This is a genomic window from Kineococcus sp. R86509 (genome assembly GCF_042466365.1).
GTDB lineage: Bacteria > Actinomycetota > Actinomycetes > Actinomycetales > Kineococcaceae > Kineococcus.
The window spans coordinates 1,622,915-1,636,801 of record NZ_JAXHCE010000001.1; the positions used below are offsets into that span (position 1 = coordinate 1,622,915).

Sequence of the window (13,887 nt, forward strand, 5' to 3'; positions counted from 1 at the left end):
AGGATTTAGCATCGCTTCATGGACGTGCGTCAGCTGACGATCCTGCGCGAGCTCTCCGAGCGGGGCAGCCTGGTGGCGGTGGCTCGTGCGCTGCACGTCACCCCGTCGGCGGTGTCGCAGCACCTGACGGCGCTGCAACGCACCTGCCCGACCCCCCTGACCGAGAAGCGCGGCCGGCGGCTGGCCCTGACCCCCGCGGGCGAGGCGCTCGCGGCGGCCGCGGTGGACGTCGCCGCGGCCCTGGACCGGGCGAACCGCGCCGTCGAGGACCACCTGGAGTCCCTCGACACCCCGGTCGCCGTCTGCGCGTTCAACTCCGTGGGGCTGGCCTGGTTCGGCCCGTTGCTGCGGGAGCTGAACGGTGCCCCACCCCTGCGCTGCACCGACGAGGACGTCGCCCAGCAGGACTTCCCGGGCCTCGTCGCCGACTACGACGTCGTCATCGCCCACCGTCCCGAGGCCGGTCCGCCGTGGCCGGCCCGGCGGCTGCGCGTGGTGCCGCTGCTCACCGAACCGCTGCACGTCGCGCTCGCGGCGGACCACCCCCTCGCCGGGCGCGAGCGGCTCACCGTCGCCGACGTCGCGGACGAACGGTGGATCTCGGTCCACGAGGGTTTCCCGCTGGCCGGTGCGCTCGACGTCGTCGCCGCGGCGGCCCGCCGACCCCTCGACGTCGTCCACCGCATCAACGAGTTCTTCGTGTCGGCCGCGGTCGTGGCCTCGGGCGACGCACTGGCCCTGCTGCCGGCCCTGACCTCGCGGGTCGAACCCGGGGTGGTCCTGCGTCCCCTGGCCGACCTCACGCTCAACCGGCGCATCGACGCCCTGCTGCGCCCGGAGGCCCTGGCCCGTCGCGGGGTCGGGACCGTGCTCGACGCCCTGCGCGGACTGGCCACCCGGAGCGCTTGAGCTCCAGTGCGCTGGAGCACCTAACGTGACGACGTGACCACGAGCACCACCGCCACCCCGACCGCAGGGATCTTCTCCCGCACCTACCTGATCACCACCCTCGGGACGACGGCACTGGTGTTCCTGTCCGCCTTCGAGAGCCTCGCGGTGACCACCGTGATGCCCGTCGTGAGCGCCGACCTGGGCGGTCGCGGCGAGTACGCGACGGCGTTCGCCGCGACGCTCGCGGCGAGCGTCCTGGGGATGGTCGCCGCCGGGGGATGGGCCGACCGGCGTGGCCCGGGGAAGCCGCTGCTGGCGGCGATCACGGTGTTCGCCGCCGGGCTGCTGGCCGCCTCCCTGGCGCCGACCATGGAGTTCTTCGTCGCGGCCCGGTTCCTGCAGGGGCTCGGGTCGGGCGGGATCAGCGTGACCCTGTACGTGACGGTCGCCCTGGTGTTCCCCCCGGCGTTGCGGCCGGCGGTGTTCGGGGCGTTCGCCTCGGCGTGGGTGCTGCCCTCCCTCGTCGGCCCGTTCCTGGCCGCGCTGGTGGCGCAGACGTTCGGCTGGCCGTGGGTGTTCTCCGGCGTCCTCGTCCTCGTGCTGGTCGCCGCGTCCGCGGTGCTGCCCGCCCTGCTGCGGGTCCCGGCCGCGGAAGGGTCCCGGGAGCCGTTGCCGCGCAGTCGCTTCGTCGCCGCCACCGGGGTGGCGGTGGCCGTCGTGGCGGTGAGTTCCGCGGGGGCCACCGGTCCCTGGCGGTGGCTGGTCGCCGCGGTCGCCCTCGGCGTGCTGGTCGTCGCGGTCCGCCCGCTGTTGCCGCCGGGAACCCTCACGGCCCACCGGGGACTCCCCGCGACGGTGCTGCTGCGCGGTCTGCTGGCCGCGACGTTCTTCAGCACCGAGGTCTACCTGCCGCTGATGCTGCACGAGAGGTTCGGGCTCCCGCTCTGGCTCGCGGGGGCGACGCTGACCGTCGCCGCGATCGCCTGGGCCTCGGCCTCGGCCGTCCAGGGCCGCCTGGGGCAGCGGCTCCCGCACGCGCGCGCCGTCCGGATCGGCACCGTCCTGCTGCTGGTCGGCGTCGTCGTCCAGGCCGTCGTCGCCGCGGTCACCCCCGGGGACGTCGTCGCCGGCGTGGCGTCCGCCCTGGGCTGGGCCTGCGCCGGGGCCGGGATGGGACTGGGTTTCCCCCGCACCACCGTCCTCGTGCTGGAGCAGTCGCCCGCCGGCCAGGAGGGCGCGGGGTCGGCGGCGCTGACGATCTCCGACGCCGCCGGCGGCGGCACGGCGATGGCCTTGACCGGTCTGGTCTTCGCCGCCCTGGGCGCCGTCTCGGCGTGGGCGGGGTTCGCCGGGACCCTGCCCGTGTGCGTCGTCTTCGCCGTCGTGGCCCTGCTCGTCGCCCGTCGGGTGCACGGTTCACAGGAAGCGCACTGACGCAGCACCGGATCCTCCTCAGTGGGCCCCCGACGGTGGAGGCATGAAGAACAACCTCCCCAGCTACGAGGGTCGTCCGCTCCCCCGCCCCGACGAGGACGTCGACGACCAGGGCCTCGCCTTCGACCTCACGACGATGATCGGCCGTCGTCGCGCGCTGGGGCTGCTGGGCCTCGGGGCCACCGGGCTCACCCTCGCCGCCTGCGGGAGCGACGACACCGCCGCGGCCGACACCACCACGAGCTCCTCGAGCGCCACCTCCGGCACGCTCACCGAGATCCCCGACGAGACGGCCGGCCCCTACCCGGGCGACGGCTCGAACGGCCCGGACGTCCTCGAGCAGAGCGGGGTCGTGCGCAGCGACATCCGGTCCAGCTTCGGGTCGAGCACGACCACCGCCGAGGGGGTGGCGATGACCCTGACCCTCAGCGTCGTCGACCTGGCCGGCGGGAACGTCCCGTTCGAGGGGGTGGCGGTCTACGTCTGGCACTGCGACCGCGACGGCGAGTACTCCCTCTACGCCGACTCCCTCACGAACGAGAACTACCTGCGTGGGGTCCAGGTCGCCGACGCCGACGGGAACGTGACCTTCACCAGCATCTACCCGGCCTGCTACTCCGGGCGCTGGCCGCACGTCCACTTCGAGGTCTACCCGAGCGTCGACGACATCACGGACGTGGCGAACTGCATCGCCACCTCCCAGGTCGCGATGCCGGCCGGGGCGAACGAGGCGGTCTACGCCACCACCGGCTACGAGCAGTCGGTGAGCAACCTCGCCCAGGTGAGCCTGGACAGCGACAACGTCTTCGGCGACGACAGCGGCGCCACCCAGACGCCGACGTTCAGCGGGGACGTCACCAGCGGCTACGCCGTCGCGCTGACCGTCGGCGTCGACACGACGACGGAACCGACGGCGGGAACCATGGCCGGTAACGGGTCGGACACCTCCGGTCACCCCGACGGCGCCGGGGGTGGCGGAACCCCACCGACGATGGCTAGCGCCGCCTGACGAGCTGCCGGGCGATGAGTTGCTGGCCCGCCGTCCACGCCCCGGAGGTGGCCCAGTAGATCAGGACACCGATCGGGAAGTGCGCCGCCGAGAACACCACGACGACGGGGATCGCCACCAGCAGCGAGGTGGGGGTGGCGACCCCGGTGCTGCTGGCCCGCATCGTGACCACCTGCAGCGCAGCGGTCAACAGCAGCAGGACGACGGCGACGACCGTGGTCGCGGGGTCGGGGTCCTGGGTCAGGACCCCCGCCAACGGTGCCCCCGCCAGGGTCGCCGACCCGAACGAGGCGAGGGTGTCGCCGGATTCCAACGTCAGGGTGAGCGCGAGGAACACCGGCGACTGCAGCAACCCCGGCAGGCAGCCACCGAGGGGGTTCACCCCGGCGTCGCGGTGCAGGGTCGTGACCTCGCGCTGCATCGCCTGTCGCGAGGCCACGTCGGTGCGGCCGCGGTAGCGCTCCTGGACGGCGAGGACCTGCGGTCGCAGTGCGGCGAAACGGAGGGCGGACCGTTGCTGTGCCACGAACAACGGCAGCAGCAGGGTCCGGGCCAGGACGACGAGTCCGACGATCGCCAGCGGCCAGGGGGCGCCGAGGTCGTGCAGGTGGAGCAGGACGAAGGTGACGGCGTCCTCGACGGGACGCAGGATCGAGTGCAGGGTGTCGAGCACGGGGAACTCCGGAGGTCGCGGGAACGGGAGGCGTCGACTCCCGTGCGCGCGTCAGCTCAGCACGGGAGCGCGAGGACTCCGGGTGCCCGGGGCTGCGGGTTCCCCACCGCGGCCGGTGCGTTCTGCGGCAACGTGTCCGCGGGTTCGAGACGGGTCACCGGCGGCGACGGGATCACCGCGGCCAGCAGTTCGGCCACGACCCCCCGCAGGACGAGGAGGCCGACCACGACGCTCGAGGCGACCGCGACCGCGGTCCCCAGCAGCAACTGCTCGGACCCGCCCGCGAGGAGCAGGGCCGAGAGCAGCAGGGGCAGCACGATCAGCGCGGTCGAGAACCGCGCCGTCAGCTCCTGCTGCCCACCCACGCTCGCCACCCTAACCACGGCAGGGGTCAGGCGGTGATGCGTTCGTGGACCAGCGGAACCGTCGCGGGTTCGGCGGCCGAGACCGTGAAACCCCCGTCGAGGGCCTGCGTGGCCCAGTCGAAGCGGTCCGGGGTGTCGGTGTGCAGGGTCATGAGGCGCTGACCGGCGCGCACCCGGTCCCCGCGCACGGCGTGCAGCTCGACCCCGGCGCCGGCCTGCACGGCCTCTTCCCGGCGCGAGCGTCCCGCGCCCAACCGCCAGGCGGCGACCCCGACGGCCAGCGCGTCGACGTCGAGGAAACCGTCGGCCGGCGCCAGCACGTCCTGGGTGTGCGCGGCGACCGGGAGGGGCGCGTCCGGGTCGCCGCCCTGGGCCGCGATCATCCGCCGCCAGGCGTCCATCGCGCGGCCGTCGGCGAGGGCGTCCGCGGGGTCCACCGCGTCGAGCCCGACGGCGGCGAGCATCTCGCGCGCCAGCACCAGGGTGAGCTCGACGAGGTCGCCCGGTCCTCCCCCGGCGAGCACCTCGAGGGACTCCCGGACCTCCAGCGCGTTGCCCGCCGTGCGGCCCAGGACCGTCGACATGTCGGTGACCACGGCGACCGTCCGCACCCCGGCGTCGGTGCCGAGCTCGACCATCGTGCGGGCCAGTTCGAGCGACTGCCCGAGTTCCTTCATGAAGGCGCCGGAGCCGGTCTTCACGTCCAGGACGAGGGCGCTGGTCCCCTCGGCGATCTTCTTGCTCATGATGGAGCTGGCGATGAGCGGGATGGCCTCGACGGTGCTGGTGACGTCGCGCAGGGCGTAGAGCTTCTTGTCCGCCGGGGCCAGGTCGCCCGTCGCCGCGCAGATCACGGCGCCGACGTCGACGAGCTGGTCGCGGATCTCGGCCAGGGTGAGCGAGGCCCGCCAGCCGGGGATCGCCTCGAGCTTGTCCAGGGTCCCGCCGGTGTGGCCGAGCCCACGACCGGACAACTGCGGGACGGCCGCGCCGCAGGCCGCGACGAGCGGCGCCAACGGCAACGTGACCTTGTCGCCGACCCCACCCGTGGAGTGCTTGTCGACGCTGGGCCGGGGCAGGTCGGTGAAGTCGAGCCGGCTGCCCGAGTCGATCATCGCGTTCGTCCAGCGCGAGACCTCGGCGCGGTTCATCCCGTTGAGCAGGATCGCCATCGCCAGCGCGGACATCTGCTCCTCGGCGACGACCCCGTGGGTGTAGGCGTCGACGACCCAGTCGATCTGCGCGTCGGAGAGGACGCCCTTGTCGCGCTTGGTGCGGATGACGTCGACGGCGGCGAACTGCTGCTGGCTCACGGCTGGGCCTTCCGGGCGGGGTCGGTCAGGTCGTGCGGGCCGAACGCGTCGGGCAGCACCTGGGTCATCGGGACCACCCCGCGCGGGGAGTCGACGAGGAGGTCCGGTCCGCCGAACTCGTAGAGCAGCTGCCGGCAGCGTCCGCACGGCATGAGGACGTTGCCCGCGCCGTCGACGCAGGCGAAGGCGACGAGCCTGCCGCCGCCGGTCATCTGCAACTGCCCGACCAGCGTGCACTCGGCGCACAACGTGACGCCGTAGGAGGCGTTCTCCACGTTGGCCCCGGACACGATCCGCCCGTCGTCGACGAGGGCGGCCGCGCCGACGGGGAAGTTCGAGTACGGCGAGTAGGAGTGCGCGAGCGCTTCGCGCGCGGCGGCCCGCAGGAGGTCGAAGTCAGGGTTCACGACGGGTACGGCTCCCCGGAGGCGGCGGGCGGACGGACGCGGCCGACGAAACCGGCGACGGCCAGGATCGTGGCGAGGTAGGGCAGCATCAGCAGGAAGCTGGACGGGACGGCCCCCGGCGCCGGCAGCACCCCGACGAGGGTCTGCAACGCGGCGAAGAACCCGAAGAGCAGCGACGCCCCGAGGGCCCCCCGTGGGCTCCACCGACCGAAGATGACCGCGGCGAGGGCGATGAACCCCTTGCCCGCCGACATGTTCTCGGTGAACGGTCCGATGGTGCCGATCGAGAGGTACGCCCCCGCCAGACCGGCGATCCCACCGGCGACGACGACGTTGACGTAACGCACCCGGAGCACGTTGATCCCGACGGTCGCCGCGGCCTTCGGGTGCTCCCCGACGGCCCGCGTCCGCAGACCCCAGCGAGTCCGGAACAGCACCACGTCGAGCGCGATGATGACGAGGTACATCACGTAGACCAGCACGTTCGCCCGGAACAGCAGCGGACCGACGACGGGGATGTCGGAGAGCAGCGGGATCGCGATCGGCGACAGGACGCCCGGGGTGTTGAACCGTTCGGTGTCGGACTGCATGAGCGCCTTGTAGGCCCACCCCGTGAACCCGAGGGCGGCCGCGTTCAGGACGACCCCGAGGATCACCTGGTTCACCCGGTAGCGGATCGCGAACACGGCGAGGACCAGACCGACGAGGGCACCGGCGATGACCGCCCCGATCGTGCCGATCGCGAGGCTCCCCGCCATCGACCCGACCAGCGCACCCGTGAAGGCGCCCGTCAACAACTGCCCTTCGATGGCCACGTTCACCACGCCGCTGCGTTCGCCGAGCACACCGGCCATCGCACCGAGGATCAACGGGGTGGCGAGGAAGACCGTCTGCTGCAGCAGCTTCACGACGTCGATGGACGCGTCCGGCCCCCCGCTCATCGCCCAGCACAGGAAGGCGACGACGAAGCAGACGACAGCGACGGCGACGAGTAGCGGCCCCCGCTTGGCCCGGAACCCCTTGGCGAGCTGGAACAGCCCGAGCGCGACGACGACGATCCCGAGGGCGGCAGGGGTCACGGTCGCCGGCACCGTCAAGTCCGGCAACGTCACGGAGGAACCTCCGCCGAAGCGGAACGTCGCGTCGTTGCCGTCCGACCCCAGACCCCAGCCGAGCAGGGCGATCAACCCGACGACGACGAGCAGGGTTCCGGTGAGGACCCGTTTGCGCAGGCTGACGGGCGGTTCGACCTGCGCGAGCTCGACGATCGCCGCAGGAGTTTCGACGCTCATCGGGTCCATCCCGTCGCGAGTTCGGAGCCGACCCCCGCGCCGCCACCCGAACGCAGCCGGAACACGGAGCGGACGAGGGCGGGGGCGGCGATGAAGAGGACGACCAGCGCCTGCAGGACCCCGACGAGATCGACGGGCACACCCGTCGCGGACTGCATCTGGACCGATCCGGCACGCATCCCGCCGAACAGCAGGCCGGCCGCGATGACGCCGTAGGGGTTGTTGCGTCCCAGCAGCGCGACGGTGATGGCGTCGAAACCGATGTCCCCCGCGACGCTGCCGGAAACACTGCCCGTCACGCCGAGGACCTGACTCGCCCCGGCGAGACCGGCGAGACCACCGGCGAGCGCCATCGAGACGATCTGCAGCCGCCCGACGGCCATCCCGGCCGTCCGGGCCGCGTTCGGGTTGGCCCCGACCGCCCGCAGCCGGAAACCCAGCCGGGAGCGGTCGAACAACCACCACACGAAGATCGCCGCGGCGATCGCCAGCAGCAGTCCCGCGTGGACGCGCAGCGACGAACCGAGCAGTTGCGGCAGTCGAGCGCTGGAATCGACGTTGGACGAGATCGCCTGCGTCGCGGGCTGTCGCTGGAACCAGCTGACGGTGAGCAGGTAGCCGAGCAGGTTCACCGCGACGTAGTTCAGCATGATCGTCGTGATGACCTCGTGGGCGCCGGTGCGGGCCTTGAGCCAGCCGACGATCCCGCCCCAGACCGCTCCCCCGACGATCCCGCCGATCACGGCGACGATGACGTGCAGCACGACGGGCAGGTGGAACGTGAACCCGATCCAGGCGGCGACGATCGCGCCGAGGATGATCTGCCCCTGGGCCCCGATGTTGAACAGCCCGACGCGGAACGACAACGCCACCGCGAGGCCGGCGAGGATCAGCGGGGTCGCGTTGACCAGGGTCTCCGAGATCGGGCGCAGTGCGGCGGTGCCCGTCAGGTTCGGGTTGTAGATCGCCCCCTGCAGCAACGCGGTGTAGGCGTCGCGCACCGAGTACCAGACGTTGGAGAACAGGTCCCAGGGGTAGCTGAAGAAGTACCCGGCACTGGCGCGGGTCTGCTCGTCCCCGATGGCGATGAGCACGGCCCCGACGATCAGCGCGCTCACCACGGCGAACACCGTGATCAGCCAGTCGCCGCCCCACTGCAGGCGGCGTCGCCTCGCCTGCACGGGTGTCTTCTCCAGCGTCACTGGTGCGTTCCTTCCGTGTGGGCACCGGCCATCAGCAGGCCGAGTTCCTCCTGCGTCGCGTCCGGACCGACCTCGCCGGCGATCCGGCCGCGGTAGAGCACGACGATCCGGTCGGCCAGCGCCCGGACCTCGTCGAGTTCGGTCGAGACCAGCACGACGGCCGCACCGCGGTCGCGTTCAGCCACGATCCGCTGGTGCACGAACTCCTGGCTCCCGACGTCGACCCCGCGGGTCGGCTGCGCGACCACGAGGAGCTTGAGCGGTCGGGACATCTCCCGGGCCAGCACGACCTTCTGCTGGTTCCCGCCCGACAGCGTCGAGGCGGCGGCCTGCGGCGAGGGGGTCCGGATGTCGAACTCGGCGATGCGGTCGTCGGCGTTGCGCCGTACGGCCTCCCGGTTCACCGACGGGCCGCTGGCGAAGGCGGGTTGGTCGACGACGTCGAGGACGAGGTTCTCGGCGATGCTGAACGAGCCGACCAGGCCGTCGTGCAGACGGTCCTCGGGGACGTAGCCGACCCCGAGGGCCAGCACGTCGGCGATCGAGCGGCCGGCGGTGTCCACGCCGGCGATGCGCACCGATCCGGAGTCGATGCCCTGCAGCCCGACGATGCTCCGGGTGAGTTCCGTCTGACCGTTGCCGTCGACACCGGCGACGGCGAGCACCTCCCCGGCCCGGACGTCGAGGTCGATGTCGTCGAGCAGGACGGTGCCGGCGGGGTCCACCACCCGCACCGCGGACATCGTCAGGACGCTGTCGCCCGGTTCGGCGGTCTTCTTCTCGACCTGCAGGCGCACCTCGCGGCCCACCATCAGCGCGGCGAGCTCCTCCGGCGACGCGCTGGGAGACGCCTCCCCGACGACCTTGCCGCGGCGGATGACGGTGATGCGGTCGGCGACGGCCTTGACCTCGCGCAGCTTGTGGGTGATGAAGACGATCGACGTGCCGGCGTCGGCGAGCTCGCGCATGACGCGCATGAGGTCGTCGGTCTCGGCCGGGGTGAGCACGGCGGTGGGTTCGTCGAGGACGAGGACCTTCGCGTCGCGCAGCAGGGCCTTGACGATCTCGACGCGTTGCTGGACGCCGACGGCGAGGTCGGCGACGAGGGTGTCGGCGGGGATCGCCAGCCCGAACCGCTGCGAGGTCTCCTCGACGCGCTTGCGGGCCCGGCGCCGGTCCAGGAACCCACCGCCCGTGGTGAGCTCCGCGCCGAGGACGATGTTCTCGGTGGCCGTGAACGTCGGGACGAGCATGAAGTGCTGGTGCACCATGCCGATCCCGGCGGCCATGGCGTCGCCCGGGGAGGTGAACTCCACGGGTTCGCCGTCGACGAGGATCTGGCCCTCGTCCGGGGTGTAGAGGCCGTAGAGCACGTTCATCAACGTGCTCTTGCCGGCCCCGTTCTCACCCAGGAGGGCGTGGATCTCGCCCTCGCGGACGACGAGGTCGATCGAGTCGTTGGCGACGAGGGGCCCGAAGCGCTTCGTGATGCCCTTGAGTTCCAGTTGCACCTGCGGGTCGTTCCCCTCGTCAGCCGTCGACTCGTCCGCGAAACCCGCTGTCAGCTGGCCTTGACGGCGCTGGGCGAGGTGATCTTGATGGAGCCGTCGATGATGTCGGCCTTGACCTTGTCCAGCTCGGACTTGAGGTCGGCCGGGACCTGGGAGTCGAACTGGTTGAACGGCGCGAGGCCGGTGCCGTCGTTCTTCAGGTCGCCGACGTAGGAACCCGTGGGGGCCTTGCCGTCCGCGGAGTCGAGGACGTACTGCTTGACCGCGTCGGTGAGGTTCTTGGTCACCGAGGAGATGAAGTACTGGCAGTACTGCTCGGCGCTGACGCAGCCGTCGGTGTCGACCCAGATGAGGTTGAGCTTGCCCCCGGCGGCCTGGGCCGCGGCCCCGGCTCCGAGGCCCGCCTGACCGGCGACCGGCATGACGATGTCGGCGCCCTGGGCGGCGAACGTCTCGGTGATGGAGCGGCCCGCGGCCTGGTCGGTGAACCCGGCGTCGCCACCGACGAACGTCCCGCCCTTGGGGTTGTTCTCGTCCCAGCCGAGGACCTTGACGGACTTCCCCTTCTGCTGGTTGTAGTACTGCACGCCTTCCCAGAAGCCGTCCATGTAGATGGTGACCGGCGGGATGTTCAGGCCGCCCCAGGTGCCGACGGTGCCCGTCTTGGTCATTCCGGCGGCGAGGTAGCCACCGAGGAACCCGCCCTCGGCGGTGTTGTACTGGAACCCGTAGACGTTGTCCGCGGTCGGTGCGGCGTCGATCTCGGCGAACTTCTTGTCCGGGTTCTGCTTCGCGACGGCCGTCACGGCGTCCGACATCAGACCGCCGACGGCGACGATGGTGTCGCAGCCCTTCCCGACCTCGGTGGTGAGGTTGGGCTCGTAGGCGCTGGAGTCGTCGGAGGGAACGTAGGAGATCTTGACGTCCGGGTTCTCCTTGTTCGCCGCGGTGAACCCGGCGTAGGAGGACTGGTTGAACGAGCGGTCGTCCACGCCGCCGGTGTCGAGGACCATGCAGGCGTTGAACGCCGTGCCGGCGGCGTTGCTGCTCGCGTCACCCGATCCCGTCGCGGCGTCCGGCCGGCTGCCGCAGGAGGCCAGCATCAGGGCGGCTGCGCCCAGGGCGGCCACCGGCGCGAGGCGGTGCAACGTCTTCATGGGGGTAGTCCTCCAGGTCGGGGTGTGACTCACGGGGGTGAGGCGGACGCCCGGAGCAGGACCGGCGAACGCGCGGCCATCGTAGTGGCCGAAATCCCCCTCCCCGTGCGCGCGAGCACGCAGGTTGTCCAGATCGAGACCTTTCAACCCGACAGACCGGAGGGCAGCGCCCGCTCCGAGGCCGCGGTGGTCGCCAGCACGCCGATCCCGACGGCGAGCGCCGCCTCGTCGGGCGCGTAGTCCCCGCGGTGCAGGTCGAACGTCGTGCCGCCGGGGGTGCGGGTCCCCAGGCGCACCATCGCGCCGGGGACGTGGTGCAGGTACCAGGCGAAGTCCTCGCCGCCCAGCGACTGCCGGGTGGGCAGGACGGCGTCGGTCCCGAGCAGGATCCGGGCGGCCTCGTCGAGGGCGGCCGTGGAGTGCACCTCGTTGTCGACGGGCGGGACGCCGCGGACGAGGTCGACCTCGGCGCGCACCGAGTAGGGCCGGACGAGGTCGGCGACGACGGACTCGACGAGTTCCCCGGCGTGCTGCCAGGCCTCGGTCTCCATGCAGCGCAACGTGCCTGCGGCGTAGCCCGCGGAGGGGACGGCGTTGGCGACGTCGCCGGCGTGCACGGCTCCCCAGGTGAGGTTCACGCCGGCGCGGGGGTCGACGCGGCGGGCGATGACGGCGGGGAGCTGCGTGACGACCTGACCGAGGGCGAAGACGAGGTCACCCGCGAGGTGCGGGCGGGAGGTGTGCCCGCCCGTGCCGTGCAGGCGGACGGTGACGTGGTCGCTGGCGGAGGTGATGGGCCCGGCCTTGAGGCCGACGGTGCCGGCGTCCAGCGTGGGGTCGCAGTGCAGGCTGTAGATGGCCGAGACGCCCTCCAGCACACCGGTCCCGATGACCCCGAGGGCGCCGCCGGGCATGACCTCCTCGGCGGGCTGGAAGACGAGGCGCACCCCGTGCCGCAGATCACCCGTCCGGGCGAGGTCGGCGAGGACCAGTCCGGCGCCGAGCACCGACGCGGTGTGCACGTCGTGCCCGCAGGCGTGGGCCACGCCGGGCACGGTGGAGGCGTAGGGCAGACCGGTGGCCTCGGGGACGGGCAGGGCGTCCAGGTCGGCCCGCACGGCGAGCATCGGGCCGCTCGGGCCGATGTCGGCGATCAGCCCCGTCCCCGGCAGTAGCCGGACGGCGGCGCCGGCGGCCGTGAGGACCTCGGCGAGCCGGGCGGTCGTGCGGTGTTCCTGGTGGGCCAGCTCGGGGTGGGCGTGGATCTCGCGCCGCACCGCCCGCGCCGTGGGTTCGTGGGCGAGGACGAGGTCGGCGACGCGCACCGCGAGCCCCTCGGTCCGCCGGGTCGCGGAACCCGCGTCACTCGTGGCTTCGGTGTCGCTGGTCACGTCGGTCGACGCTACCCGTCGCCCTCCGCCCCCGCGTACCCCAGCCCCGCTCAGACGATGTGGTCGAGGCCGAGGTGCTTGGCCCGGGCCACGAGCTTCTTGACCTCCTGCGCCCGGGCGCGGGTGGTCACGAGCAGCGCGTCCGGGGTGTCGACGACGACGAGGTCGTCGACGCCGAGCAGCGCCACGACGCGGCCGTTGGCGGGCACGACGAGACCGCCCGCGACGCCCTCGGTGATGACGAGGTCGGGGTCGCCCAGGATCTTCGGCATGTCGACGTCGGCCGGCAGCAGTTCGGCGAGGGAGGAGAAGTCGCCGACGTCGTCCCAGCCGAAGGTGGCGGGCACGACGGCGACGCGGCCCGCCTCGGCGGCCGGCTCGGCCACGGCGTTGTCGATGGCGATGGAGGGCAGGGCCGCCCACTGCTCCTCGAGGACGGCGTCGCGCTGCGGGGTGTCCCACGCGTCGGCGATGCGCATCAGCCCGGAGTGCAGGGCGGGGGTGTGCGTGGCGAGGAGCTCCAGCAGGACGTCGGCGCGGGTCACGAACATCCCGCCGTTCCAGCGGTAGTCCCCGGTGGAGAGGTAGGCCGCGGCGGTGCGCGCGTCCGGCTTCTCCTTGAACTGCACGACGCGGCGCGCGTTCGGGGCGCCCTGCAGGCGCAGTCGCTTGCCGAGGCGGATGTAGCCGAAGCCGGTGGCCGGGTGCGAGGGCGCGATCCCGATGGTGACGACGAACCCGCGGCGGGCGGTGACCACGGCCTCCTCGACGGAGCTCTCGAAGTCGTCGCGGCCGGAGATGTTGTGGTCGGCGGCGAACGAGCCGAGGACGGCGTCGGGGTTCCGGCGGACGAGGACGGCCGCGGCGAGACCGATGGCGGCGGCGGAGTCGCGCTGCATCGGTTCGCGCAGGATGTTCTCGGCCGGCAGGTCGGGCAGCTGCTCGGCGACGGCGTCGGCGTGGGAGCGGCCGGTGACGACGAGGGTGCGGGACGCGTCGGTGAGCGGCAGCAACCGGTCCCAGGTCGACTGCAGCAGCGTGCGCCCGCGACCGGTCAGGTCGAGGAGGAACTTCGGCCGGTCACTGCGCGAGAGGGGCCACAACCGCGTGCCCGCCCCACCCGCCGGGACGACGGCGTGGAAGTCGGAGAGGTCGATCTGGCCGTCCTCGAGGTCGTCCTCCGACCACGACGCCGACCAGTTGGTGCCCGCTGTGCCCTGTCCCCCGTCAGTCATGGTCGGG

The 13,887-nt window shown here is 72.5% G+C and carries 13 protein-coding genes; 3 read left to right on the forward strand and 10 right to left on the reverse strand.

Annotation, left to right across the window (positions count from 1 at the left end; all coding sequences use genetic code 11):
* Positions 1–18: 18 nt before the first annotated feature.
* The 3 genes from SJY07_RS07695 to SJY07_RS07705 are packed head-to-tail and all read left to right on the forward strand — an operon-like array spanning position 19 to position 3,334.
* Entirely contained in the window at positions 19–909 is an 891-nt protein-coding gene (locus tag SJY07_RS07695; RefSeq protein WP_380158186.1) for a LysR family transcriptional regulator, read from the forward strand.
* Between the two features lie 33 nt (positions 910–942).
* Positions 943–2,325: an MFS transporter gene (locus tag SJY07_RS07700; protein WP_380158188.1), complete on the forward strand. Its 1,383-nt coding sequence runs from the start codon at positions 943–945 to the stop codon at positions 2,323–2,325.
* A 43-nt stretch (positions 2,326–2,368) separates the two neighbouring features.
* Positions 2,369–3,334: a 3,4-dioxygenase subunit beta gene (locus SJY07_RS07705; protein WP_380158190.1), complete on the forward strand. Its 966-nt coding sequence runs from the start codon at positions 2,369–2,371 to the stop codon at positions 3,332–3,334.
* Here the strand turns inward: SJY07_RS07705 and SJY07_RS07710 are convergent.
* The 10 genes from SJY07_RS07710 to SJY07_RS07755 all read right to left on the reverse strand — a co-directional run bounded on the left by SJY07_RS07710 (position 3,321) and on the right by SJY07_RS07755 (position 13,880).
* Complete coding sequence (locus SJY07_RS07710) at positions 3,321–4,007, reverse strand: YidC/Oxa1 family membrane protein insertase (RefSeq protein WP_380158192.1); 687 nt, start codon at positions 4,005–4,007, stop codon at positions 3,321–3,323. The genes SJY07_RS07705 and SJY07_RS07710 overlap by 14 nt on opposite strands.
* Before the next feature lie 56 nt (positions 4,008–4,063).
* Positions 4,064–4,372, reverse strand: coding sequence for a hypothetical protein (locus SJY07_RS07715; RefSeq protein WP_328294829.1), 309 nt, complete (start codon positions 4,370–4,372; stop codon positions 4,064–4,066).
* Between the two features lie 26 nt (positions 4,373–4,398).
* On the reverse strand, positions 4,399–5,685 hold the full coding sequence (locus SJY07_RS07720; protein ID WP_380158195.1) for a thymidine phosphorylase: 1,287 nt from the start codon (positions 5,683–5,685) through the stop codon (positions 4,399–4,401).
* Positions 5,682–6,092 (reverse strand): cytidine deaminase, encoded by a 411-nt coding sequence (locus SJY07_RS07725; protein WP_380158197.1) that lies wholly within the window; start codon positions 6,090–6,092, stop codon positions 5,682–5,684. The genes SJY07_RS07720 and SJY07_RS07725 overlap by 4 nt, the downstream gene beginning before the upstream one ends.
* Positions 6,089–7,384 carry an ABC transporter permease gene (locus SJY07_RS07730; RefSeq protein WP_380158199.1) on the reverse strand — a complete coding sequence of 432 codons (1,296 nt, stop codon included), beginning with the start codon at positions 7,382–7,384 and terminating at the stop codon, positions 6,089–6,091. The genes SJY07_RS07725 and SJY07_RS07730 overlap by 4 nt, the downstream gene beginning before the upstream one ends.
* A complete protein-coding gene (locus SJY07_RS07735) occupies positions 7,381–8,586 on the reverse strand; it encodes an ABC transporter permease (RefSeq protein ID WP_380158201.1) in 1,206 nt (401 codons plus the stop codon). The genes SJY07_RS07730 and SJY07_RS07735 overlap by 4 nt, the downstream gene beginning before the upstream one ends.
* A complete protein-coding gene (locus tag SJY07_RS07740) occupies positions 8,583–10,097 on the reverse strand; it encodes an ABC transporter ATP-binding protein (protein WP_380158203.1) in 1,515 nt (504 codons plus the stop codon). The genes SJY07_RS07735 and SJY07_RS07740 overlap by 4 nt, the downstream gene beginning before the upstream one ends.
* Before the next feature lie 50 nt (positions 10,098–10,147).
* A complete protein-coding gene (locus SJY07_RS07745) occupies positions 10,148–11,254 on the reverse strand; it encodes a BMP family protein (protein WP_380158204.1) in 1,107 nt (368 codons plus the stop codon).
* Positions 11,255–11,397: 143 nt separating this feature from the next.
* On the reverse strand, positions 11,398–12,645 hold the full coding sequence (locus SJY07_RS07750; RefSeq protein WP_380158206.1) for an amidohydrolase: 1,248 nt from the start codon (positions 12,643–12,645) through the stop codon (positions 11,398–11,400).
* A gap of 50 nt (positions 12,646–12,695) precedes the next feature.
* Complete coding sequence (locus tag SJY07_RS07755) at positions 12,696–13,880, reverse strand: mannose-1-phosphate guanylyltransferase (RefSeq protein WP_380158208.1); 1,185 nt, start codon at positions 13,878–13,880, stop codon at positions 12,696–12,698.
* Positions 13,881–13,887 lie beyond the last annotated feature (7 nt).